This is a genomic window from Paraperibacillus marinus, from assembly GCF_046237605.1.
Lineage (GTDB): Bacteria > Bacillota > Bacilli > Bacillales > DSM-1321 > Paraperibacillus > Paraperibacillus marinus.
Window position 1 is genome coordinate 4137355 of record NZ_CP143542.1, and the last position, 23432, is coordinate 4160786.

The following is a 23432-nucleotide window of genomic DNA, read 5'->3' on the forward strand; positions in this document are numbered from 1 at the left end:
CCCGTTCTCTCACAAGGGATTGCGGGTTTTTTCATGTTTGGAAAATAGGGACTGTCCCCTATTTTCCGCGTGCTGGGGCCAGGCCCCATTTCCCACCCAGCACACAAAAAATCCCGCAGGCACTGGGCCTGCGGGCAAGTGGATGCGCTTAGGGGCGCACCCAGGTGTCGAGTACTAAAACTAAGGGTCAAGAAAACAAGAATGTTGAATGGTTCGTTCGTGCTGGCTCTGTTATTTCTTCTTTTAAGGTCCTGCTTCCCATTGAAGCTGGATTATATTAACATGGAAGAAAGAGTAAAATTTCACCTTTCTCCCCTGTTAGGAAGAAATAATAAGCCAATATAGATATTTAATCATATTTTAATATTCTGTCAAAATGGCCTTAAAGCTCATTTTTTATAGTTAAACCCTGTTTAGAAGTGATTTATTAATAGTTTCTTTCCTATTAGCCACTATTGTATAATTATATGAATATTAAGGAGGAGGAATGAATGGACTTTTCCTTAATCGGACAAGGAATCCGGGATGCCCGGATGCATCTCGGCTTATCACAAAAAGAATTGTGCAAGGATATCTGCAGCCAGGCACAGATCAGCAAAATCGAAAAAGGCGAGGTCTATCCTTCAGCCATCACCCTTTACCTGCTATCGAAAAGGCTGGGGCTCGACCTTACTTATTTTTTTGAAGCAGGAGTGAACGAGCGCCAGGATTATGTGGAGGAAGTCCGGAAACTGCTCCGGACCGCCCGCCGTGATCAGAATTATACAGAAGTGCGGGAGATTGTTCTGGCGGAGCTCGATAATCCGATCTTCACGTCAAGCAAGGAAAATATGCAGCTGCTGCTCTGGCATAAGGGCATTTATGAATTTCATGTGGAGGACCAGGCGGACCAGGCCATCCAGTCCCTGGAGGAAGCCCTTGCCCTGACCCACAGCCATGATAATGTCTGGACAGAAACAGAGCTTTCCATCATCATTGCGATCGGCATCATTTACAAGCATTCCAAACAGATTGCGAAAGCACTCGAAGTATTCGAAAGAACAGAGAGCTATGTGAAAAATCGGCTGAATATCGAGAATTATACACTGATACCAAAGCTGCAGTATAATTATTCCAACGCTCTGTCCATTGCCGGACGATACCAGGAAGCCGCCGTGCGCTGTGAGGAGGCTGTAAACTGGCTGATCGAGAGGGACTGCATGTATCTTCTCGGCGAGTTTCTCTATAATATTGGCTACAATTATGACATGCTGGGATATCAGGAAAAGGCGCTCACCTTCTATCAGAAAGCCGTCTTTATGTTTGAAATCCAGAAGGACACCAAGCATGTCCCATACATACAGGGTAAAATCAATAAGCTGAAAGAAATTCGATCAACCTAGGCACCGCGCCTACAACGGAGGCTTTTATATAATGATTTTTCGTGTCAGAATTCTAAAAGGGATCCGATTCCCGAAAACGTCCGCCTGGGGGCTCCGTGAGTCGGAAGCCATAACGGGCCTATGGAGCCGGGTTGCCACTGTCATTCTCGCCAGCACCTTATTATTTGGAATCGGAGGCCTGTTCGGAGCTGGTTCCGAATCGCTTTCGGGACGGATCGCGTCCCTTTCAGAAGCAGAATTCGAGGCGGCCAAGCTGTTCTTTTTAGCCGGCCAGCTCCTGTCGGGAATCCTGTACGCCGTTATTCTCCTGTTTTTCTTCGGATTGTTTATCTATATCCTTTTTGACATCGAGTATAAAAAAGTTCTCGTCGTCCAGCTCATTGCCGTTGTGTTTGGACTCGCCGGGAAGGCTGTATCCATACTGCTCGCTGTTACAGCCGGGCTCGGGAATTCTGCCTCCCCCCTGTCACTCGGGGTGCTCGGCCATTATCTTACAGACTTTGAGCCGCTTCAGAACTTTCTCGGCCAGATTTCTTTTTTTCAGGCAGCCGTCATAGCTTTCCAGTTTTATTTCTATCAATCTCTTTCTGAGAAAAAACGGGGCTGGATTCTCTTGATACTCATCCTCTTGCACCTGCTGTTCTGGGCCATCCAGGCCGTTCTGTTATCTACCAATCTCGGAAAGTTTCTTTGATGATTAGGAGGCGCGACCGATGAATAAACGACTAAGAATAGTGCTGGCGGTCCTCTCAGCTGCCTTCATTGCACTCAATATCTTTTTGATTTACAAGGAAAATAATAAAATCAAACGCACTTCTTATATGGATTCCTGGGAAAAGACCGCAAAAGGCAGCCTGCAGCAGACTTTTTCCTCAAAAGGCGTGATCGTGCCCACGGCGGAGCAGTTTGTCCGGCATGATCCGGCATCGGGGATTTTTCAAAAGTTTCTGGTGGAGGAAGGCCAGGAAGTTCAGGCGGGCACACCGCTTTATACGTTTATCCCGGAAGATGGCGGGAGTCTCCAGGCCCGGCTTGAAGCGGAGAAAACCGAGGTTCAGGGAGCTATCGACAGCACATCTTCCCATATTCAGAGTCTCACATCCCTTCAGTCAGCAGGCAGCAGTACCAATGTATTCACAGATCCCAAAGACACGTCTTCAAGTACTGATGCTGCGGCTGAAAGCACGGAAGAGATGAAGCAGTTCGAGATCGAAAGGGAGCTCCTTCAGCTAGAAGCCGAGCAGGACCGCTATGAAGCACGTCTTGCCGGAATTGAGTCCCAGATATCGTCCCTGCAGGGCGGCGGTTCGGAGGTGACGGTGGAAAGCGAGCTTGACGGCATTGTCCAGAACATCCGCCAGGACCTCAAAAACCCGGTCATGACGGTTGCCGGCGCCGCTGTCTCTGTTGAGGGGAAGCTGTCCGAGGAAAAGCGGAAGAACGTTAAGCCCGGCATGAAGGTATCTGTCACGGATGAAAAAGGAGTAGCCCGGACCGGCGGAGAATTGACAAAGGTCTCTCCTGTCCCTGACAAGGCGCCGCATGCTAAAAAGAAAAGCAGTTACACCTACATGGCTTCCATGAAGAACGAAAGTCCTTTCACGCTGATCGGCTCCCATGTGAAGGTTAAAATCGTCACGAAGGAAGCGGCCGGCGCCGTGATTGTGCCGAAAACTGCCGTATTGACCGAGAAAACCAAACAATTCATCTTTGTCCTTGGCAAGGATGGGCTGGTGCACAAAACAAAGGTGAAAGCCGGCTTGATCGTCGGCGAGAAGCGCGCCGTAACTTCGGGTCTTAAGCAGGGAGACAGGATTGCAGCGGACTATAAAGAGGTTCTGGAAAACAAAGGGCCCTTCTTCACTCCTCTGCAAACAGACAAAATCAAGGGTTCCAAAGTGAAACAAATCTTCAACGATCAAAAATGGCTTATCCCCTTCCTGACTGGCATAAAGGAAGGCTGACGGCAAAAAAAATTCCTGGGCTACTGTAAGCGGTCCAGGAATTTTCTATTTACTGCTCATCATTTTCATTTTATTAACAAATTCCTTGCGCTTCTCTGAAGGCGAAGAAACCTTAATCTCTTTTTTCAACACCGGCGCTCGTCTCGATGTACACAAACCGCTGAAAGAACTGCCTTTCACAACTTATACCCCCTAATTTGTATCCAAAGATGTATTCGCATTCATTATGGCTGCCTGAACAGAAATGGTTGGTTTCTGCGTAAGGCACTCACTTTCCGGGCGCAGGAGCAGCGGGAGCCTCGAACCTTCCCCTCCAACCAACTTAATAACTAATATCCTTACATACCTTACATATAGTTGCTTATGTAAAAGCATTATTTACCAACCATATGCACCTCCTCATATATACCCAGATATCCACCACCCAAACCCTTTTTTATAAAAAATGAGAGCCGGACCCGGGAAATAATTGGGAAATGGGGCCTGTCCCCCATTTCCCAACTTTTCCAGAACCGCTCCCACCTACAGTGCGCTGGCCTGCACGCTGGTTCTTCCCGGGGACTGTCCCTTATTTCCCATGCTTTTTGTATTCTTTTTCTTCCTATTCTTCCTGCAGAGACTGTCCGCTTTTTCTGCTTGCTTCCAGAACGCCTTCCGCCTTTAAGTGTTTCCTATTCGGATTTTAGGATGGGGATGAGGCGTGAAATGTTGTATAATGAGGAAATACGTTTTATTTCTCAGGAGTGTCCTGAAGAGCCGTTTTCCCTGCTTTCTACATAGATCCTGTAGTTTTGGGGCGTTTGGAAGTAAGGGAGGATCCGGTCAGGAGTTGCATGGCGGTCCGGCTGTCCGTATAAAAAAGCGGCATAGCTGCTCCAGTTGTATTCCTCCGCTTTTTGCACCAATCTGGCTTTTTGCGGATTTAAGTGGATGTACCGGCTGGCCTGGACGAGATAATCGATTGAATCGATCATCTCTGCGAAGTATCTTCCTTGAAAAACATGTCCATCCTGTTGATAGCGCTTGTTAAAGTAAATCGCGTACCGGGAATTCAGCCGGCCCATGATAAGCCTCGTCGGATCGCTGATCGTTTCGAGGAGCAGATGGATATGATTGCTCATCAGGCAGTAGGAATGCAGGAAAAACTCATACTTTTCACGGGTTTCCTCCAGCATCATCAGATAGGTGGACCGGTCTTTGTCATCAAGGAAAATGTCTGCCCCGCGATTTCCGCGGCAAATGATATGATAAGCCGCGCCCGGGTACCAGACTCGATTTTTTCTGGGCATATAGAGCACTCCTTTTTTTAATTATAAACATTTACTTGGCGGAGCTGTCCGGGAAATAGGGACAGTCCCCGCAGGAAGAATATGAGTTTCATAGGATTTTGGGCTTGGGAAATAGGGGTCTGTCCCCCAAGAAGGAGGTTGTGTTGGTGGATGCATTGTTAAAGGCCGGGGAGACTATTCTTGATTATCTGGATCCCCGGGAAGAGGAGGTCCGGCAGGCTGTGCAGCGCGGGTTTTTGTTATACAGCCAGGGGCTGGTGTACAAACTTGCGGATTACGGGGACTATGCGGAGGCGACGGTGCAGGATCTGGTGCCTGCCCGTGTTACGCTGCAGATTGATCATCCGTTGTCCAGTTCATGCTCTTGTGAGGAGGGACTGTTCTGCCGCCATCAGATTTCCGTGTTTCTGTCTGCCTATTCAAGGACTGCGAGCGTTACCCGCTGGCTCGCCCGCTGGAAGACGAAGCAGGAGGAGCCGCCCGCGGAGCCTGACGAGCAGACTCACCCCTCGCTCATCCGGGCACGGGAACTGCTGAAGACGAAAAAAGACATCAAGCGGAGCTTTTCCTCGTGGAAGAGCTTTGTCGAGGAAACCTTCCACAGCTATATCATCAGCAATAAGACCATGCAGGAATATATGCTTGACCGCATGTGGGGAAGCTTTAATCAGCGCATAAAAGAAAAGGCGCCGATTGAGCGTGAATGGCGGCCATTATATGATTTTGTAGTGCTGTATACCGTGCTCCTGGAATGCATTCACCTCCTGCGCACGGAATCAAGCCCGAAGGTGTCTCTTTCCTTCTTTCATGATCTGGCAGAGAACTACCTGGAAGAGCTCCAGGATATCGCCCCTGCGATCGGGCGCCAGGCGAAGCCCTTTGCTTTTGATGACTTCCTGGAAGGCATTAAGGAGGAAGCGTGGCAGCTGCTTGAAGGCAGGGACTCGCTCATGTATGAACGCATCGATCTGTACCGGTCGCTTTGGAGGCATATGCTGAAAAATGGCGGCTGGCGCTCGGACGAAGTGGATCGCCTGGAGCGGCTCTCACAGGAAAAACATTCTGCCGAGCAGGCGCTTTCCTATCAGGTGGCCCTCATTCATCTGCTTTTGCTGAACGGAGAAGATGAACGCGCCGTGCTGATGCTTGAGAAAATGCCGCCGGCAGCCAGTCCGTTTCTCTACTCCTGGCTGCAATTGTCTGTTGAGACCGGCAATGAAAAACGATCTATCTTTTTCATCGAACATATCACGAGGCGCATTCAATCCTTCTTGAACACGATTCCCTCTTATTATGAACGGACCAGCTTTGTCAGGAATTTTTCCATGCCGATCCGGGTCTTTTGCCAGGAAACGAAGAGAATGGACCTGCTTGAGCGCTTTTACAGAGAGACCCTCCCTTTTAGCACCTGGGATTATTCCAGAATCCTGTTTGAACGGGAGGAATACCAAAAATGGGTGGAGCTGCAGATTTTTGCGGGAGATGATGTCTCAATGATTTCCTCCCAAAACATTAAAATCCTGCAGGCCCATGATCCTTCCCTGCTGCTGCCGCTGTATCACCATGCGGTGCTCACAAGCCTCGGGCAGAAAAACAGGCAGGCCTATAAATCGGCGGTCCGTCATTTGAAGAAGCTGCGGACGCTTTATAAAAAATTGAAGCAGGAAGACCGATTTGCAGAATTCATTGAAAATCTTTCCCAATCCACGAAACGGCTGCGTGCCTTTCAAGAAGAATTGCAAAGGGGTAAGCTGATTCATGCGGAATAAAATGAGAATAAGTATTGATGTCCAGCAGCACGACGAGGGACATTTCATCATAACCGGAAAAGACGAAAACAATCATCATATCACGATGGATTCCCTGAGGAAGCTTCTCTTCACCTGGGATGATTCCAGCTTTTACGGGACCATGCTTGAAACCAGGCGCTTCGAGAAAATGTCCGGCGTACCGGCAGATGCCTGGACGCTCCTGAATGTGTTCGGCAAGGAGACATTCAACAGCTTCGTTTCCTGGGAATGGAGCGACTTTGCGAGCTTCCTCCTCTCTACCGCCCATATGCTGTATGACGGCTTCGAACGCGGTGTGCCTGTTCCGGACTTTGAAAAACTATTGTCCGGCGACCGGGGCTGGTCCCTCCCGCAGGCCGTAATGGACGAATTTGGCGAAGCTTTTTGGGAAGAAGAGCTTGCTGTGCCGCAGGCGGTCATCGGCTATGGCCGCAGCCAGCAGGAGCCGCAGAAAACGCGGAATTTCCTGATGGACTGGTACAATGCGGCTGTTACACAGTATCTGTCGCGTAAGGCTGTCACCAAGGACCGCATCGACAAAACCATCAGTGAATTCCGTGAAGCCGGCTTCACTCCCGATGAACTGCAGTCTTATTTTACCGAAGACCGCTGGCAGAGCTGGCTGAAGCTGTCAGAGGATGACAAGCCCTTCACCACCTGCCTCCGGATCACGGAGCCGGAAGATGGCAGCGGGCCATGGATCCTCGAGCCGATGCTCCGCTCGAAAAAGGATGAATCCGTGCTGGTCCGCCTTTCTGGTAAAGGAAAAAAACCGCTGAAAAGCTGGCAGCCATATCTGGAGCAGGCTGAAGAAGAAGTGAAGGGGTGGGCATCTGTCCTCCCGGGTCTTGCCGAGGGAGATTCGTTCCGGCAAGAGCTCACCGAGGAAGAAGCATGGGACTTTCTGACTCATGACAGTGAAAAGCTGATCTTCCTTGGAGCAGAGATTCTGCTTCCGCCGTGGTGGCAGGCCATCCGCGATGCTTCTTTCCGGATCAAGGCGCGCGTAAAAAGCAGCACTTCCTCCCGCGGCCCTTCCTATGTGGGCTTGCAGGCTCTCATGGACTTTGACTGGCGCTTCTCCATGAACGGAGTCGATTTTTCAGAAGATGATTTCCAGAAGCTAGTGGAGGAAAAGCGGCGCCTGATTTTCGTAAAAGGCCAGTGGGTGAAGCTGGATCCCGCCTTCATCCGGCAGATTCAGGATATGATGAAGGACGCGGATCAGAAAGGCCTCCAGCTGAGCGATCTTTTGCGCCAGGAGCTGTCGGCACCTGAAGATGAAGAGGATCTCGAATCGGATGATCCAAACGAGATGCTGAAGATTCAGTTCGAATTGAACCAGGAGCTGCGCAAGCTGATGAGCTCGCTCCGGGAAACAAGGTCCATCCCAATCATCGAGCCGTCTGATATGCTTCAGGGAACGCTCCGCCCTTATCAGGCCCAGGGCCTCAGCTGGCTCTATTTCCTGAGAGAGCATGGATTCGGCGCCTGCCTGGCGGACGATATGGGCCTTGGCAAAACGGTGCAGATCATCGCGTATCTTTTGAAAATTAAAGAAGAGCGCGATGCAAATCCTGCCGGTGCCGCCGAAGTGAATGGCAGACCGGTTTCAGGCAGCTCGCTCATTGTCTGCCCGACCTCGGTGCTTGGAAACTGGCAGCGCGAGCTTGAGCGGTTCTCTCCGGACCTGAAGGTATTCCTCCATTACGGGGGAAGCCGTCCTAAACTTGAAGATTTCCGGAAGGCGGCACTTGAACATGACGTGGTGCTGACTTCTTACGGGATCACTCATCAGGATACAGAGGAGCTTGAATCGATTCACTGGTCGAGCATCATCCTCGATGAAGCGCAGAATATTAAAAATGCAGGCACCAAGCAGTCGAGGGCCGTCCGGAAGCTGCGCGGTACCCATCATATTGCCCTTACCGGCACACCGATGGAAAACCGCCTCACCGAGCTGTGGGCCATCTTTGATTTTATCAATAAAGGCTATCTTGGCACGCTTGGACAGTTTCAGGAGAAGTATGTAGCTGCGATTGAACGCGAGCAGCAGAAGGGCAAGATCAAGGAACTGCAGAATCTGATTCAGCCATTCCTGCTGCGCCGGACGAAAAAAGACAAGGAAGTCGCGCTGAATCTGCCTGACAAGCAGGAGCAGAAGGAATTTGTGCCGCTCACTGTCGAGCAGGCCTCCTTGTACGATCAGCTCGTCAAGGATACATTCGCCGAGATCGAAAAGCTGTCGGCCATTGAGCGCAAGGGCCTGATCCTTTCCCTGCTCGGCAAGCTGAAGCAGCTCTGCGATCATCCTGCTCTTTATCTGAAGGAAGGAAGCAGAGATCCTGACATGGAGCGCTCCGGCAAGCTGGAGAAGTTGATTGAGCTTGTGGACGCAGTCGGGGAACAGAGCGAAAGCTGCCTCATTTTCACCCAGTATATCGGCATGGGCGAAATGATGAAAAACCTGCTTGAAACCCGCTTTGATATTGAAGTGCCGTTCTTGAACGGCAGCATGCCAAAGGCAAAGCGCGACAGCCTGATTGCCGACTTCCAGGACGGAAAATTCCCGTTCTTCATTCTGTCCCTGAAGGCAGGAGGAACCGGCTTGAACCTGACCGCGGCGAACCATGTGATCCACTATGACCGCTGGTGGAACCCTGCCGTCGAAAACCAGGCCACCGACCGGGCTTACCGCATCGGCCAGAAGAAATTTGTGCATGTGCACAAGCTGATCTCCACGGGCACGCTTGAGGAAAAAATAGATGCCATGCTTGATAAAAAGCAGGCCTTGAACGATGAAATCCTGCAGGGCGAAACCTGGCTCACCGAGCTCAGCGACAAAGAGCTCCTCGACCTGGTTGCCTTGAATTAAGCGGGGCTTCTCTTAAAATAATGGAAATAAAAAAGCTGGCTTCCATGCTGCCGCACATCGCTTGTGCAGCACCCGGAAGTCAGCTTTTCTCATTATATGTCCCTGTTTGAATTCTTCAACAGGCGTTCGTATTTAGCGATTTCATCTTCAATATCAAGGAGCTTCATCTGATGCTCAAGTTCAAGCTTCTTCTTCTTGCGCTGAAGCGATTCAATTTTGCCTTCATAATCGCCAGGCTTTTCCGGCTCTTCAGGGGGAACCGAACCGAAGTCCGCTCCTGCTTCCTTAATCCGGCTCAATGATTTCGCCAGGATCTCCACGCCGAGTCCCGCTACATCCTTCGCCTTTGGATTGGCCAGGATATTCGAGCCCAGCATCCCGATCAAATTCTGCATCTTGGACAGAGATGTCCCCGGTATCGCCGATTTCTTCTCAACAAAGTCCTCAAGCTTGCTGTCATCCACCACATAGCTCTTGCCATCCTGTGTGGCCTCAAGCTCACCCGTGCGGATCCATCTGCGCACCGTTTCCTCCGAAACATTCAGCATCTCACTAATCTCTTTTGTGCTTAACATACAGGCGCCTCCCCATTTCTAAATCTTTCTTACACCCAATGTAACACACATGCGTGTGTGTATGCAAATCCTTTCGCTGGGAAATAATCTTGGGAAATGGGGGACTGTCCCCCATTTCCCGGAAATAAAAAACTCCCCTTCCGGAGAGCTTTGGTGAAGTTATCTGTAATTGGTTCTGCCTTTTCGGTTGTTCATTGCTTTTCGTACGATTGGATATATAACAGGCGCCCATTTGATAGCAGCTCTAATCAGCTTTTTCATGTGTATAACCTCCTTTGGATTGTAGTTTGTTGTTCCCTGATATGATGGTGGACAAACCTAAGCCGGTTTAGAAATTGCCCTGCTCCCGGCATGCAGCCTGCCTCCTGTGCCTTTATTTTTGGGGATAGAGGTGGAATGTATACTTCGTCCGCTTCGCCCGGGGCTTTAGGGAGCCGCATCTCTACAGCCGGCGCACAAGGGTTCTAACCAAACTCCCACAGAGCCACCCATATCAAAAAGGACTGCGTTTGGGAATGCAGTCCATAAAAGGGGGATATAGCTGTTTTTTCTTGCGTACTTCAATCGAAGCGGTACTTTCGGGGAATGATAGGGGAAAATAAATGGGGGTTCTGAAGGATCTTACAAATCAGAGGCGGTTTCGAGGAGTTTCGCACACCTCCCTACAGGACGGTACTCCGCGTCCTGCCCTTCAGGCACAGGGTATAGAGCGGCCTTCCTTCAGCCAGCTGTGTTCTTCGGCTCTCTTCGGATCTGCTTTCGAGAGCTGTGAGCCGCTCTTCAAAGCCCGCACTCATCCTTCTGAATTGGAGGAGCTCCGTCTCTGCCTTATGCAGGAGGGCCGAGTACGCCTCAATCTGCTCTTCTCCGTTCAGCGCCTTTACATGCGTCCTGCCGACAATCTTGATCAGATCCGTCAGCAGCTCCTCCACCCGCTGCTGCCTCACTGTCCATTCCTTACACTGCTGGCACACACCGGCCACCTCCTTGCTGGGAAATAATCGGGAAATGGGGGCAGTCCCCCTACAGGAATTGGACGGATTCTGCGATGACTTCGGTGACGTAGATTTTTTTGCCATCGGAGTTGTTGTAGTTCCGGGTTTGGATGCGGCCGGTTACGCCGACGATAGATCCTTTTTTACAATACTGGCTGGTGTTTTCAGCGGATTTCCGCCAGAGGGTGCATTGGACGAAGTCTGCTTCGAATTCGCCTGCTGCATTTTTGAAGGTGCGGTTGACTGCAAGCACGACATTGGATACGGCTTTTCCTTCGGGTGTGAACTTCAGCTCAGGATCCCTTGTCAGTCTGCCCACCAGTGTAACCTGGTTGATCATGGGCTGCTCTCCTTTCTTCTGAAAGTAGCTTCATCATATAAGAATTCTTCCCGGCGGTAAAATGAGGCTTAAGCACTTTCTCCGCTTCTGATGCCTCCTAATTTTTCATTTTTCAAGCCGGAAGAAGCCTTTTTACGGGTCCAAATTCCTAAAAAAACGGTTTTTACACAAATTCGGGCTTTTTTTACAGAAAGATTCGACAAGCTCCCCAGTTCCCTGTCAGCCCTTAAATTTTTTGGACAAATTCATGTTGTGCTATAATAGATAAAACTTTAGAACGAACGCATAATCACTTTGGAATGGAGGTACAGGATGAAAACCTTTCGATTAATGTCACTGCAGCTTGTCACTGCCGACCAGGAGCTGATTCCCCTGCCCCTGGAGGATGGACTTATTATCAATAAAGAGGACGAAAAGAACCGCTGGCTGATTGAGGCATTCATCAGCGACGGAACATTCCGTTCCATTGAAGCTTCTCTTGGCGGAAAAGTGATTCATGTCCTGGCCGTCATTTCAAAAAAGGAAAATGATCCCGTTTTATTTGAAACCTCCCTTTGTTCCGCAGGAGAGGTGGATGGAGGCCGGATCGTCCTTTTTGAGGGCGTGATCAAAAAAGGACGCAGCCGATTTGCGGAGCTGCTGCTCGAAGATCTTGTCTCCAAAGGTCTCACCGGCGATCAGCTCGTCCAGGAATTCAAAGAGAAAATTCATTCCAAACCGGCCATGGCCGCATTAAGGGAATAAACGAAAAGACAGGGAGCAGTCGCCTCCCTGTCTTTTTTCGTTACTTGCTTTCTGGAACAACATCATTGTTTTTCTTTTCATCATTCATCTTATTGTCAAACAAATCATCATTGTCTTTGCCGTTGTTATCCTTATTATGATTGTTCTCAGTAGGATCCGCATCGCCAGGCATCTGGCCGTCATCATCATTGCGGTCCTGATCTCTCACTTCGGTATCATGGCGGTCTCTATCGTCTGTATCATTCAATTCCACATTGTCATCTCTCATGTTCTGATTTTCCACATTATTTTTGTGGTCCTCATGCTTATCATCATTATTGCCGCAGCCTGTCAAAAGCGCTGCAGAAAGCACAGAAGCAAAAAAAGCCGCCCAGATTTTTTTCTGCATGCTGGTACCTCCTTTCACCAAGGCTTGGACCTATTGGTCTTTCCTTAGCGTTTCCGTTTGGTCCGCAAATTATGAGGCGCACAGCTCCCAGCGCCTTTTGGCTCTAAAGGCTGCCTTTCCTTAAAGAACTTTTCTTGCTTTTTCACCTCTTTCTTCTATAAATGCTGCAAAAGTTTAACAAATTCCCTTTATTTCAGCTGTTTTCTTAGTTTTTTTCTATATAATAAAAAACTTGTCGAATACTCCATACAGGAATTTTAAATATTTTAAAGAATTTAAAAAATCATGAAACTTTTTCCATTTCGCTGCGTCTATTAAGTGCTGGGCTTTTCCTAGAGATAGGGAGAGCAGCTTTCAGCATGGATAGAAGAGAAATCAATCATTTTTAACGGGGGTAAATTATGAAGAAACTATTGAAGAACCTGGCCATCGCGGGTGTTTGTGCCGCTCTGGTTCTGCCGGGCACGGCAAACGCCAGCCTAAAGTCAGACCTGGCCAAGGCAAAAAGTGAAGTATTTGATAAAAGCGGCCTGCGTACGTTCAAATCCTTTTCCGCCTCTAAGGACGGAGCACAAAAAGAAGCCAAAAAGCCGCAGTTCAGCGAGGACATGATTGTCATTAAATATAAAAATGCACTCTCACGGGCAGAGCATACCAGGCTCGGAGCCGTTGTGGTCCGCCAGGATGCCGGCCAGAAGTATATAGTGGTCAAGGTGAAAAATAAAGCCGCACAGGAGAAGGCCCTCAAATATTATTTAAAAAATAAAAATGTCGTGTCGGCACAGCCGTCTGTCCTGTTCCATAAATTCGGCACAACCGACCCGAAAGCATCAAAGCAGTATCATTTGTCCATGCTGAAGGCAGGCGAAGCCCAGTCTCTGGCAGGCAAGCGCAAGGTGAAGGTTGCGGTCATCGATACCGGAATCGACCTGAAGCATCCGGAGCTGAAAAACAAAGTCATCAGTTCCGTGAATATCATCGATCCTGCAAACCCCGGGCAGCCTGACAGCCATGGCACGCATGTTGCCGGCATCATTGCAGGCGAAAAGGGCAACGGCATCGGCGGATATGGCATCAACCCTAATGCCGATATATTGTCCATCGATGTCTTCTCAAGGGGTTCAGCCACCAATGACTATACCATCGTCCAGGCCATCGACAAGGCCGTTGAACAGGGTGCAAGGGTTATCAATATGAGTCTGGGTTCATACGGAGCCTCCCCGATTCTTGCAGATTCAGTCAAGCGGGCTATAGCCAAAGGTGTAACCATCGTGGCGTCGGCAGGCAATGAGGCATGGGACGAGCCCTCTTACCCTGCTTCCTATGAGGGCGTTATCAGCGTAAGCTCAGTGGACAGCAAGAAGGCCCTGTCCTGGTATTCCAATTTTGGCCCATCCGTTGATATTGCCGCTCCAGGCGAGGAGGTTTATTCCTCCATTTATGAACCGGAAAGGAAATCGAGCTTCCGGAATATGAGCGGCACCTCCATGGCTGCTCCGGTTGTGGCAGGGGCAGCTTCCCTTCTTTTAGCCAAAAATCCGTCGCTCACGCCTGCACAGGTGGAATATATCCTGAAAGCCACTGCCCAGGATCTTGGAGCAAGGGGTTATGATACAAAGTATGGCAGCGGACTCGTCAACCCGGCTGCCGCGCTTAAATATAATGTAAAAAGCCTGCCTGCAGCCATCACAAAGAAATGGACGGATACCGAAATCCGGAAAGAGGCACCATCCGTTACTTCCCCTTTGAATGTAACGAAGGCGGTCACCAAACCTGGGGAACAGCACTGGGTTAAAATTGCGGTCAAGGAAGGAGAATATATCCAGACTTCACTCAAGTCGTCCGCTCAATTCGATCACAAGCTTACGGTCAAATTCTTCGGTCCGCTTCCAGTCGAAACTCATGTGATCAACAGCGTCAGAGAAGGAAAAAGCGAGGGCAGCATGCTGAAGGCCCCATACACCGGCTATGCTGCGATCGGTGTGACGGATGTGAATGGAAACTATGACAGCTCTGCCGCGAAGAAGGATCAGTATACCCTCTCCGCGTCCGTCCTGACAGAGCTGCCAAAGGATACATCCACCCTGACAAATATGGTGCCGATGACTCCGGTTCCATTTACAAGCACCGGCAACACCTTCCTTTCAGATGAAAAGGAAGACTATGATTATTTCACATTCAAAGCGGACGGTGACTATCTGTATAACCTGAATATCTCAGGCGTGCCAGGCGTAAACAGCATGATTCATGTTTACCGCGAGGACTCTCTGTTCCCTCAGCCGGAGCCTGGGGAGACTCCAATACCCGAAGAAGAGAAAATGGCGATGCTGAAGGAAATGCTCGAAGGCAAAAATGCGGTTCCTGGGGAATTTTCCAGCAACCGGGGAGGCTCCGGTGAAGGGGAAACGCTCTTCTTCCAAGGGGAAAAAGATGCAAAGTATATTGTGAAGGTTACGAATAAACCATCATTCAGCGATGAAGATTTCTTTTTCTTCTTCTTCGGCACAGGTTTCGAAACAAGCCTTGATGCCAAGCCGTCTGCGATTCCTTATACTCTGAATCTTACAGCTTCCGAAGCCATTCCGGATGAAGACAGCCTTCCGATTGAAGGCGGCGAAGAGGAAGAAGGCGGAGAAGGTGACGGCGACCTGAATGGAGACGGCAAGTATGATATCGATGATGAAATTCTGTATATGGAGCAGCTGATCCAGCAGTATAAAGAAGCTGCCCGTCCCCTTACACTCGGGATGAAAGGCGAAGGATATCTCCAGAGCCCGGAAGATTTAGATCTCTTTATGTTCAAGCCTGAGAAGTCAGGATATTACAAGTTCAATACTCCAGTAGTTAACGGCCAGGCGTTCACTGTGGAAATCGCAAAGCTGACGACAGAGGATGTTGGGGATGGCAAGAAGATCCTTAATCTGTCTCCGGTTGGGGACAATTTAAACTGGAGCGGCTGGGGCGCCCTTAACAGCTCATTCCATACAGGCCTGCAAAAGGGAGAGACTTATTTCATGGCAGTCACCCCGAACTGGTTTGCCGATGACTTTGCTCTTCAGAAATATTCAATCGGCTCTTCCTACCTGTATGCGGATCAGTCCGATAAATATGAAGAAAATGACCTGTTCAAAAACCAGGCCAAAAAACTGCCGGCAGACGGCAAAGTGACAGGCAATTTCGCGATGCCGAACGATATGGATGCGTTCACCTTCTCTCCTTCTAAAACAGGCGTTTACCAGGTGCTTGCCGAGGATGGAACCGTGTCGGCCGCACTCCGTGCCAAGCTTCCGAAAGAGCTGTTCACTAAAGTGTATAAGCTGCCTGTCATCATTGAAGACGTGAATAAAAACGGAAAATATGACGGAGCGGATTACGAGCATATTTCCATCATCGAAGGCGGACTTGAGACCGGCACTACACACGGTTCCTTCAAAGCCGTCAAAGGCAAGAAGTACTTCATCGTAATGGACCGGTTCCTCGAAAGCGGCACATTAAGTCTCGTGCCATATAATTTAAGTGTTGTGCCTGCCAAGACAGTTGATGAAGATGCCAAATCAGTAATCAAGAATAACAGGCCGTCCAAACCTGTGGCATTGAAGGCTTCAGGAAGCAAGGTCCTGAAGGCTTCCGGCTACCTGAATGCCGGCGTGAAGTTCGGGGATGAGGATTGGTTCACCTTCACCCTCAAGAAAGATACAGCTGTCACCATCAGCCTGGCTGCAGGTAAAGAAACGGATATGAATCTGTCCCTTTATAAGGACGGAAAGCTTTTAAGCAAAGCGGATTACTATCCGGAGGGTGATGATGAAGTCATGATCCGCACCCTTAAAAAGGGAACCTATCATGTAAAGGTCCGTGACTTCTTTGGCAACTCCTCCATCAAGCCGTACGAACTGAAAGTGACGATGAAATAAAATAAGGGAAGGAGCTCGGTGCTCCTTCCCTTTTCGCTTATAAAAGTAGAAAAGCTGGCCCGCGATGCAGACCAGCCCTTTTTTTTGGGAGAACATATGGCTTACCAGACCATATCATTTTTCTAGCTGAGTAATTTTTATGCTATTAAACCTACACTACTATATTAACACCAAAGACCTATTTCTAAACAGTGGTTCTTGCATTTTTTTAGAAAATTTTTCTATTTTTTATCTCCCAATGCAAAAGTAATTTCCGCTTCACACACAACATCTCCTTCGACCGTCGCCACCGCTTTTCCTTTGCCGATCGGACCGCGTGAACGGACAATCTCCACTTCCAGGCGGAGCTGGTCCCCAGGCTTCACCTGCTTCTTGAAACGGCAGTTTTCAATGCCGGCAAAAAAGGCAAGCCTGCCCCGGTTCTCCTCCTTTTTTAATACGGCAGTGGCCCCGACCTGAGCCAGTGCTTCAACAATCAGCACACCCGGCATGACCGGGTAATCAGGGAAATGGCCGTTGAAAAATTCCTCATTGGCCGTCACATTTTTAATGCCCACAGCCCTTACGCCTTCTTCCATTTCGACAATCTTATCAATCAGCAAAAATGGGTAGCGATGCGGGATGATTTCTTTAATCTGGTTAATATCAAGCATTTGTTTTACCTCCAGCAGAATCTTTTTCTCCATCTTACCATGAATGAAGCAAAAATTAAAAGCTGGTTATATGACTTAGTACTAAATCATCAATCCGTCAGTCCTTTTCCGCCAAGCGGACAAAGAGCTGCCATCCGCTCCATACCTGCAAGCAGCGGCCTAGCCTGCTGGATAAGTGCCTGGACTGACTCTTGCGACAAGGAATTCTTATGCGCCTCCTCGCTGGTCCATACTTCATAAACGAAGACCGAATAATCATCCTCCTGCGAAAAGCTGATTTGATAGGCCTCACATTCCTCCATCGCCCCAAGCTCCCTCGCTGCCTGAAGAAGGATGGCGGCAAGCATGTCGCGCTCCCCCTGTATTGCCGTAAATCTGCCGAAAAGCCCGAATTTCTCCATCTCCCAGTCCCCTTTATCCCTTTTACAGATTGTTTCTTCAGAAACGGTGAAAATTCCTTCAAAAAAAGCAAAAAGCCGCCCTTAAAAGGACGGCTTTCTACCTGACATCTTTATTGACAAGGTCCCCGATATGGGTCCATGTTGATTTTTTAAATACATCAAACGGCTTGCCGCTGCCAAGTATGCTGTAGCCTACCATGGCACCCGCTGCAGCCGAGAAGGCAATCAGAAAGGCTACAATGACCAGGCGAAGCCAGATGGGAATCAAACGGACACGAATTTTCCCGCGGGCCTTCCCTGACGGCTCTTTTTTCACTTTCTCTTTACGGAATTCTTCTCTCGATACGCTCATCGGTTCCATCCTTTTAGCTGCCTCTCCTTCTAACGTGGCTGGTTTCGTTTATTATACCCTGTCTGGCCTGCTTTGTTAACTGGCGAGATGGAAAAAAAAGCTCATAATACAATGGGGTAATTTAATGTAAGTCTTCCTCTCGTAATCAATGCTGCCAGTCTGAGCAAACATTAAATGCCAAAAAAAGAGCGGGCATTCACCGACCGCCTTTCTGGATAGCATTTTTCTTCATTTCATACCCTTCTCTTTTCCCTTTCTCAGGGAGAATAGAACGAGAAAGATTCCTAACAAGAGTGATCCTATCGGGTATAATAACGGAAAGAAAATAGTTGGATATGCCACCCAGGCATTGGCGTTTGGATGATTAATTAATTTTGCAATTCATCTCTTTTTATATAAGTTATTGTATGGAAGGCACCGCTTTCCGCTTTTCTATGATCCAGCTCCGGACTGAGACCTTCGGTCGTAAGCTGGTCGCCATAAAAAGGCAAAGAGCGGCCTTTTTCTGCCGCCCTTCTTACGCCTGTCAGGTCTCTGCTTTTCGAGTCATTCTGACTGCTGGATAAGTTTAGTCATCATAGTGCTGCTAAGTAATTGAATTAGAAAAGCACCGTCCTCCGCTTTTCTGGTGATGTCTAGCTCCAAGCTGAGATCCTCGAGTCATAAGCCAAGCCGGGCATGGAAAGAAAAACGCTTTCCACACCCGCCTCGTCTTATGCTATTCGGATCTCTGCCTTCCTTTTTAGTTTGGATGATCTATTAATTTTGCAATTCATCTCTTTTTATATAAGTTATTGTATGGAAGGCACCGCTTTCCGCTTTTCTAATTACCGTATCCCATTTACTAGTCCTGCCATCTGGTCCGCCTGGGTGATGGAGCGGGACTGGAATTGGTAGGAGCGCTGGACGTTGAGGAGGTCGGTCATTTCCTTGGACAGGTCTACGTTGGAGTTTTCAAGGGATCCCTGCTGGAGGGAGATTTGGTTCCTGAGGCCTCCATTGAGCTGTGTGAATACTTCGTCTTCTGTGACGCCGAGCCTGTTCAGGCCGCCTGGGAGTGTGTACAGGTTCGTGCCCTGCTGTTCAAGGAAGTGGGGCTTCTTCACGGACACAATGCCGAGGTTGAAGGCCTGGACGTCTCCGTTTTGCATGGTCGCTCTGAGCTGTCCGTTTTCATTGAAGATCAGGTTGTCTATTTCACCGTTGATTACAATCGGCCTGTCCTGTTCATCCAGTACCGCGCTGCCATTGCCGGTGACAAGGGCCATGGAATTGCCGCCATTGCCTGCTGGAGTCAGGTAGAAGGCGCCGTCACGGGTATAGGCGGTCCTGTTTTGGTCGCCGCGGATCTTGAAGAAGAGGTTGTCCTTTGTGAGGGCCACGTCCAGGTCACGATCGGTTGTTTTGAGGCTTCCCTGGGTGAGCACCATCCGGGACTGGCTGAGCTTTGCGCCGGTTCCTACCCGGATTCCGTCCGGTGTGAGCCTTCCTTTTTCCTTATCTGGGCGGCCCTGGTTTTGGAATTCCTGGGCCAGGAGGTCGGTGAAGTAGGTTTCCTTCCGCTTATAGCCATTGGTCTGGACATTGCTCATATTATTGCTTATGATGTCCATCCTCTTTTGAAGCTGGCTGAGTGTATTGGTTGCTGTGATCATCGTTCTATTCATTGCTTTTACCCCCTGCGCGGGACCGATTTAGGATCAGCCGATCCGCCCTATCTCGTTCACTGCCTTGTCCATGCTTTTATCATAAGCCTGAAGGATTTTTTGGTTCGCTTCAAAGGCACGGTAAGCGGTCATCATATCTGTCATAGTTTTAGCCGGGTCGACTGTGGATTGTTCGATCGAACCTTGCTGGAGCTTGAATTCCACTCCGTTTTGGCCGTAGGCACTCTGGATGTCCTGATTCGCTTCAGCGCGGAATAGGCCATCCCCTTCTTTCACCAGCCGGTATGGATCAGCGGCAAATGCGATGCCGAGCCTTGCGGACTCACCATTGCCCTCGCTGATGACACCATCCTCGCTCACGGTGAAGTTTTCACTTTCCAGCTGGATTCGGTTCCCGGCTGTATCCAGGACATAATTTCCGCTTGGTTCTGTAAGGAAACCGGCCGCATCAAGCGTGAAGTTTCCGTTTCTTGTATACCTGACTTCACCGTTGCCATCGGAGACGGTGAAAAGAGCTGTGCCCGGACGCCCGGTTTCCGGGTCCAGGGGCATGGCCCCATCCAGCAGGGCGATGTCTGTGCTGCGCTCTGTTGGAGTGATGTCTCCCTGCCTGAAGTTCGGCATCGCTTCCTGCATATACACTCCGGTACTGATGTCTCCAATTTTCGTGTTCCTCGGGAGAGTCAGTCCTTTTGCAGTCGGGATATTCTCACTTTCCATCCTGCTGAGGAGCATTTTGGGAAAGGCCCTCATGGAAGACTGATCAGCCTTATAGCCGGGTGTATTGGCATTTGATATATTATTGGTCAGCATTTCAGTGCGGCGCTGCTGGGACAGCATACCGGAAGCTGCTGTATAAAAACCTCTGAGCATATATATTCACCTCATAATAAGAGAGAAAATTTTTGTGGAATCTCTATACGTATATATCGGCAGACAAATAATTTTTTTAATCGCCTGACTGGAGTTTTTTTATGGATGGTGTTTAATCCGGGGCTGTAGTGGTATAAATAATTCAAATAAGGGCTCTGCTGGTCTACGTTCCCATAAAAACAGCAGGCCCTTATTTTTTTGTGCGTTCATGAAATGGAGAAGGCTGATTGTAACCAAGGGTGCTCTCTTCCCGCAGGAGTCTCGCACCTTCCGTTCCAATCAACCTGTCTTAAATTTGCTTCACAACCCTCATCAAACACAACCTCTTTGAAAAGAGCCTGAGCGTTACACAACAAATTTACGCTTTGGCAGTTTGTCCATGTTGTCGAGCATGATGCCTGTCCCGATGGCGACGCAGTCCATTGGATTTTCGGCCACCAAGACCGGGACCTTCAATTCTTCGGCAAGGAGCTGGTCGATTCCGTGCAGCAGTGCGCCGCCGCCTGTCAAGATGACGCCGCGGTCTATGATGTCTGCAGAAAGCTCCGGCGGAGTCCGTTCAAGGACGCTTTTGGCTGCCTGGACGATGATTGCTACAGACTCCTTCAAGGCACTGCTGATTTCTTCTGATTTGACCGTGATGGTCCTTGGGAGTCCTGAGACCATGTCGCGGCCCCGGATATCTATTTCTTCGTCGCGGCTTCCAGGGAAGACGGTCGCCACTTTGATCTTGATCTCTTCGGAGGTGCGTTCCCCGATCAATAATTTATATTTGCGTTTTATGTAATTCAGGATTTCGGCATCAAACTTGTCGCCAGCCATCTTGATCGATGATGAAGTCACGATGTCTCCCATGGAAAGCACAGCAACATCTGTCGTCCCTCCGCCGATATCCACTACCATATTGCCGCTGGGCTGGAAAATATCCATGCCGGCGCCAATGGCTGCGACCTTCGGCTCTTCTTCAAGGAAAATCTTTTTGCCGCCGCTTTTCTCAGCTGCTTCCTTGATGGCTTTCTGTTCTACACTCGTGATGTTAGTGGGACAGCAGATCAGAATGCGTGGCTTGGATAAAAGGCCCTTCACATTCAATTTATTTATAAAATGCTTGAGCATTGATTCCGTGACGTCAAAATCTGCAATGACCCCGTCCTGCAGCGGCCGGATTGCGACAATATTCCCAGGCGTACGGCCAACCATCCTCCTGGCTTCCTCACCTACTGCGAGCACCTTATTTGTATTCTTATCAATGGCAACAACCGACGGCTCATTCAATACGATCCCTTTACCCTTAACATGTATCAGCACGTTAGCAGTCCCAAGATCGATTCCAATATCTCTTGCGAACATAACGGTACACTTCCTCCTTATTACTCCACTGCTAAAATTTAGTAATACGTTCCAATTACCTATTTTATCACAAACTCCGGGGGACAGTCCCCATTTCCCGGATTATTTCCCAAAATTAAAAAATGCCGGACACATTTCCGGCACTTCCACTGTTTCTATTTGATTGTTTCTTCTTCATACTCCGGTTTTTTGTATTTCATTTTGGTTGCTTCGCCGCCCCTGAGATGGCGGATGGATTTGTGATAATCCAGGATATCTTTCACTTCGTTTGCCAGCTCCGGGCTGATTTCCGGGAGCCTCTCTGTAAGATCTTTGTGGACAGTACTTTTGGATACACCAAACTCCTTCGCAATCACGCGAACCGTTTTTCTTGTCTCCACGATATACTTTCCTATCTTGATAGTTCTTTCTTTGATGTAATCGTGCACACCACTCGCCCTCCCTAAATTGAAGTTGAGAAGTGTGAAATGAGCTTCGCCCTATGTATATAAAATACTGTTATCCCTGTCAGCATATGAATGTATATTCAGCTAAATTCCCAGTCGCAGATAACGATCCCACCTCAGCCACCACTCTCTGTTCACCAGTTTTTGTAAGGTTTGTAACAGTTTATTAGCTTGGTTCAGAATATATGCCCTAATTTCTGAATAGGGACAGGCCGGCCCGGCATGTTTTTTTAAATCTCCTGCACATTGCCCGCCATTATTTCCCGAGAAATTTGTCGATGTCCGTCTTATAACTGCAAAAAACCCGCCATATAGGCGGGTTTCCTGTTCAGTTGCTATTCAAACGGGAAGTTTGACGTTTAGTTATTTTTTGTTGGTGTTTCAGTAGAATTCTGTTCTTCATCGGAAGAAGTGTCTGTACCTTGTTCTTTATCTTCAGCTTTTTTGCTGCTGTCTTCTTTGGATTCAGACTTGTCTTCCTCTATGGTGCTTTCATCCTGGACGCTTTTTTCAGTGTCTGCCTTATCTTTATCCACCTGCTCTGTTTTCACAGGGGCAACGCTTGCTTCCTGAAGGTCAGCCAGCGTCTTTTCAAAATAACTCTTTGGATTCACTGCCATATTATCTTTACGGATTTCAAAGTGGACATGTGTGCCGGCTTCTTCATTCAGCAGGCTTTGTCCGGCTTTGGCAATCTCCTGTCCTTTGGATACCTTGTCCCCAACCGCGACGTTCATGTCTTTTACAGAAGTATAGCGTGTCACGATTCCCTTGCTGTGTTCAATTTCAATCACATTTCCAAGGACTGAATCTTCATCCACCCGGGTCACTTTACCGCTTAGTGAAGCAATGACGTTAAAGCCTTTGCCGTCTTTCATGGCAATGTCCATGCCTTTATTCTGTTCAAACGTGTTATTGTAGTAAACCATCGCTGCTTCCTGCTCTTCCTTAGAACCATTCGCATCATAGAAATCCTTTTTGACCACTGCATTGTCCTGGTCTTTTACCGGCATTGAGAAGTTTTCTAATCCACGGTTCGCTTCAACGGCTGGCTGCTTTTCATTTTTGCCAAGCTCGGCTGATTTTTGATTCCCGGGATTGCTTGATTCACTGCCCGTATTCTGATACCAGATCACTGCTGATAATACGATTGCTGCACATAGGATGTAGATTGCTGGAAGTGCCCAGCGCTTACTTATAATACGCTGGAAATTTGATTTTTGAGAAGTCCGTTTCTTTTCTTCCTCTCTCATGATTATCACCTCATCAGCCATTCTGAACAGAATTCAGAAAATATATACACACCCTGAAAAAATTTTTTCTGATTAGTGTTCTACAGAGGCGGAGGCATTATGCATTAAAAGGAAATATTTTATAAAACCTGAGGGTTCTTCAAAGGGGATTTTTAAAATTAGGATGGAATTTACTTACAGT

The 23432-nt window shown here is 48.7% G+C and carries 21 protein-coding genes; 7 read left to right on the top strand and 14 right to left on the bottom strand.

Annotation, left to right across the window (positions count from 1 at the left end):
• Positions 1 to 491: 491 nt before the first annotated feature.
• Genes V1498_RS20840 through V1498_RS20850 form a run of 3 tightly spaced genes read left to right on the top strand, consistent with a single transcriptional unit; the run spans position 492 to position 3346 of the window.
• The gene (locus V1498_RS20840; protein WP_409296011.1) at positions 492 to 1382 is read left to right on the top strand and encodes a helix-turn-helix domain-containing protein; all 891 of its coding nucleotides are present in this window, start codon (positions 492 to 494) and stop codon (positions 1380 to 1382) included.
• A 31-nt stretch (positions 1383 to 1413) separates the two neighbouring features.
• Positions 1414 to 2076, top strand: coding sequence for a hypothetical protein (locus V1498_RS20845; RefSeq protein WP_409296013.1), 663 nt, complete (start codon positions 1414 to 1416; stop codon positions 2074 to 2076).
• A gap of 19 nt (positions 2077 to 2095) precedes the next feature.
• Positions 2096 to 3346 carry an efflux RND transporter periplasmic adaptor subunit gene (locus tag V1498_RS20850; protein ID WP_409296015.1) on the top strand — a complete coding sequence of 417 codons (1251 nt, stop codon included), beginning with the start codon at positions 2096 to 2098 and terminating at the stop codon, positions 3344 to 3346.
• A 737-nt stretch (positions 3347 to 4083) separates the two neighbouring features.
• Here V1498_RS20850 and V1498_RS20855 read toward each other — a convergent pair.
• On the bottom strand, positions 4084 to 4635 hold the full coding sequence (locus V1498_RS20855; protein ID WP_409296016.1) for a transposase: 552 nt from the start codon (positions 4633 to 4635) through the stop codon (positions 4084 to 4086).
• A gap of 146 nt (positions 4636 to 4781) precedes the next feature.
• On the opposite strand from V1498_RS20855, the gene V1498_RS20860 reads away from it, so the two are divergent.
• The gene (locus V1498_RS20860) at positions 4782 to 6404 is read left to right on the top strand and encodes an SWIM zinc finger family protein (RefSeq protein WP_409296018.1); all 1623 of its coding nucleotides are present in this window, start codon (positions 4782 to 4784) and stop codon (positions 6402 to 6404) included.
• Positions 6394 to 9300 (top strand): DEAD/DEAH box helicase, encoded by a 2907-nt coding sequence (locus tag V1498_RS20865; protein ID WP_409296019.1) that lies wholly within the window; start codon positions 6394 to 6396, stop codon positions 9298 to 9300. The genes V1498_RS20860 and V1498_RS20865 overlap by 11 nt, the downstream gene beginning before the upstream one ends.
• Before the next feature lie 92 nt (positions 9301 to 9392).
• Here the strand turns inward: V1498_RS20865 and V1498_RS20870 are convergent, their stop codons facing one another.
• The 4 genes from V1498_RS20870 to ssb all read right to left on the bottom strand — a co-directional run bounded on the left by V1498_RS20870 (position 9393) and on the right by ssb (position 11210).
• Positions 9393 to 9875, bottom strand: coding sequence for a helix-turn-helix domain-containing protein (locus V1498_RS20870; RefSeq protein ID WP_409296021.1), 483 nt, complete (start codon positions 9873 to 9875; stop codon positions 9393 to 9395).
• Positions 9876 to 10034: 159 nt separating this feature from the next.
• Positions 10035 to 10136 carry a hypothetical protein gene (locus V1498_RS20875; RefSeq protein WP_409296023.1) on the bottom strand — a complete coding sequence of 34 codons (102 nt, stop codon included), beginning with the start codon at positions 10134 to 10136 and terminating at the stop codon, positions 10035 to 10037.
• Between the two features lie 401 nt (positions 10137 to 10537).
• Positions 10538 to 10849, bottom strand: coding sequence for a hypothetical protein (locus V1498_RS20880; protein ID WP_409296025.1), 312 nt, complete (start codon positions 10847 to 10849; stop codon positions 10538 to 10540).
• Between the two features lie 49 nt (positions 10850 to 10898).
• Positions 10899 to 11210 (bottom strand): single-stranded DNA-binding protein, encoded by a 312-nt coding sequence (gene ssb, locus V1498_RS20885; protein WP_409296026.1) that lies wholly within the window; start codon positions 11208 to 11210, stop codon positions 10899 to 10901.
• A 312-nt stretch (positions 11211 to 11522) separates the two neighbouring features.
• On the opposite strand from ssb, the gene V1498_RS20890 reads away from it, so the two are divergent.
• A complete protein-coding gene (locus V1498_RS20890; RefSeq protein WP_409296027.1) occupies positions 11523 to 11954 on the top strand; it encodes a YwpF family protein in 432 nt (143 codons plus the stop codon).
• A gap of 40 nt (positions 11955 to 11994) precedes the next feature.
• Here the strand turns inward: V1498_RS20890 and V1498_RS20895 are convergent, their stop codons facing one another.
• A complete protein-coding gene (locus V1498_RS20895) occupies positions 11995 to 12342 on the bottom strand; it encodes a hypothetical protein (protein ID WP_409296029.1) in 348 nt (115 codons plus the stop codon).
• Positions 12343 to 12743: 401 nt separating this feature from the next.
• Between V1498_RS20895 and V1498_RS20900 the strand changes: the two genes are divergently transcribed.
• A complete protein-coding gene (locus V1498_RS20900) occupies positions 12744 to 16256 on the top strand; it encodes a S8 family serine peptidase (RefSeq protein ID WP_409296031.1) in 3513 nt (1170 codons plus the stop codon).
• A 221-nt stretch (positions 16257 to 16477) separates the two neighbouring features.
• Here the strand turns inward: V1498_RS20900 and fabZ are convergent, their stop codons facing one another.
• From fabZ to V1498_RS20940, 8 genes are all read right to left on the bottom strand, one after another.
• Positions 16478 to 16909: a 3-hydroxyacyl-ACP dehydratase FabZ gene (gene fabZ, locus V1498_RS20905; protein ID WP_409290658.1), complete on the bottom strand. Its 432-nt coding sequence runs from the start codon at positions 16907 to 16909 to the stop codon at positions 16478 to 16480.
• A gap of 89 nt (positions 16910 to 16998) precedes the next feature.
• Positions 16999 to 17310 carry a putative quinol monooxygenase gene (locus tag V1498_RS20910; RefSeq protein ID WP_409296033.1) on the bottom strand — a complete coding sequence of 104 codons (312 nt, stop codon included), beginning with the start codon at positions 17308 to 17310 and terminating at the stop codon, positions 16999 to 17001.
• Positions 17311 to 17407: 97 nt separating this feature from the next.
• Positions 17408 to 17662: a DNA-directed RNA polymerase subunit beta gene (locus tag V1498_RS20915; RefSeq protein ID WP_409296035.1), complete on the bottom strand. Its 255-nt coding sequence runs from the start codon at positions 17660 to 17662 to the stop codon at positions 17408 to 17410.
• An 827-nt stretch (positions 17663 to 18489) separates the two neighbouring features.
• Positions 18490 to 19329 carry a flagellar hook-basal body protein gene (locus V1498_RS20920; RefSeq protein WP_409296037.1) on the bottom strand — a complete coding sequence of 280 codons (840 nt, stop codon included), beginning with the start codon at positions 19327 to 19329 and terminating at the stop codon, positions 18490 to 18492.
• Positions 19330 to 19362: 33 nt separating this feature from the next.
• Complete coding sequence (locus V1498_RS20925; RefSeq protein ID WP_409296038.1) at positions 19363 to 20202, bottom strand: flagellar hook-basal body protein; 840 nt, start codon at positions 20200 to 20202, stop codon at positions 19363 to 19365.
• Positions 20203 to 20547: 345 nt separating this feature from the next.
• Positions 20548 to 21552 carry a rod shape-determining protein gene (locus tag V1498_RS20930; protein WP_409296039.1) on the bottom strand — a complete coding sequence of 335 codons (1005 nt, stop codon included), beginning with the start codon at positions 21550 to 21552 and terminating at the stop codon, positions 20548 to 20550.
• 155 nt (positions 21553 to 21707) lie between these two features.
• Positions 21708 to 21980 carry a sporulation transcriptional regulator SpoIIID gene (gene spoIIID / locus V1498_RS20935; protein ID WP_409296040.1) on the bottom strand — a complete coding sequence of 91 codons (273 nt, stop codon included), beginning with the start codon at positions 21978 to 21980 and terminating at the stop codon, positions 21708 to 21710.
• Positions 21981 to 22357: 377 nt separating this feature from the next.
• Positions 22358 to 23251 (bottom strand): peptidoglycan DD-metalloendopeptidase family protein, encoded by an 894-nt coding sequence (locus V1498_RS20940; RefSeq protein WP_409296042.1) that lies wholly within the window; start codon positions 23249 to 23251, stop codon positions 22358 to 22360.
• Positions 23252 to 23432: the final 181 nt, after the last annotated feature.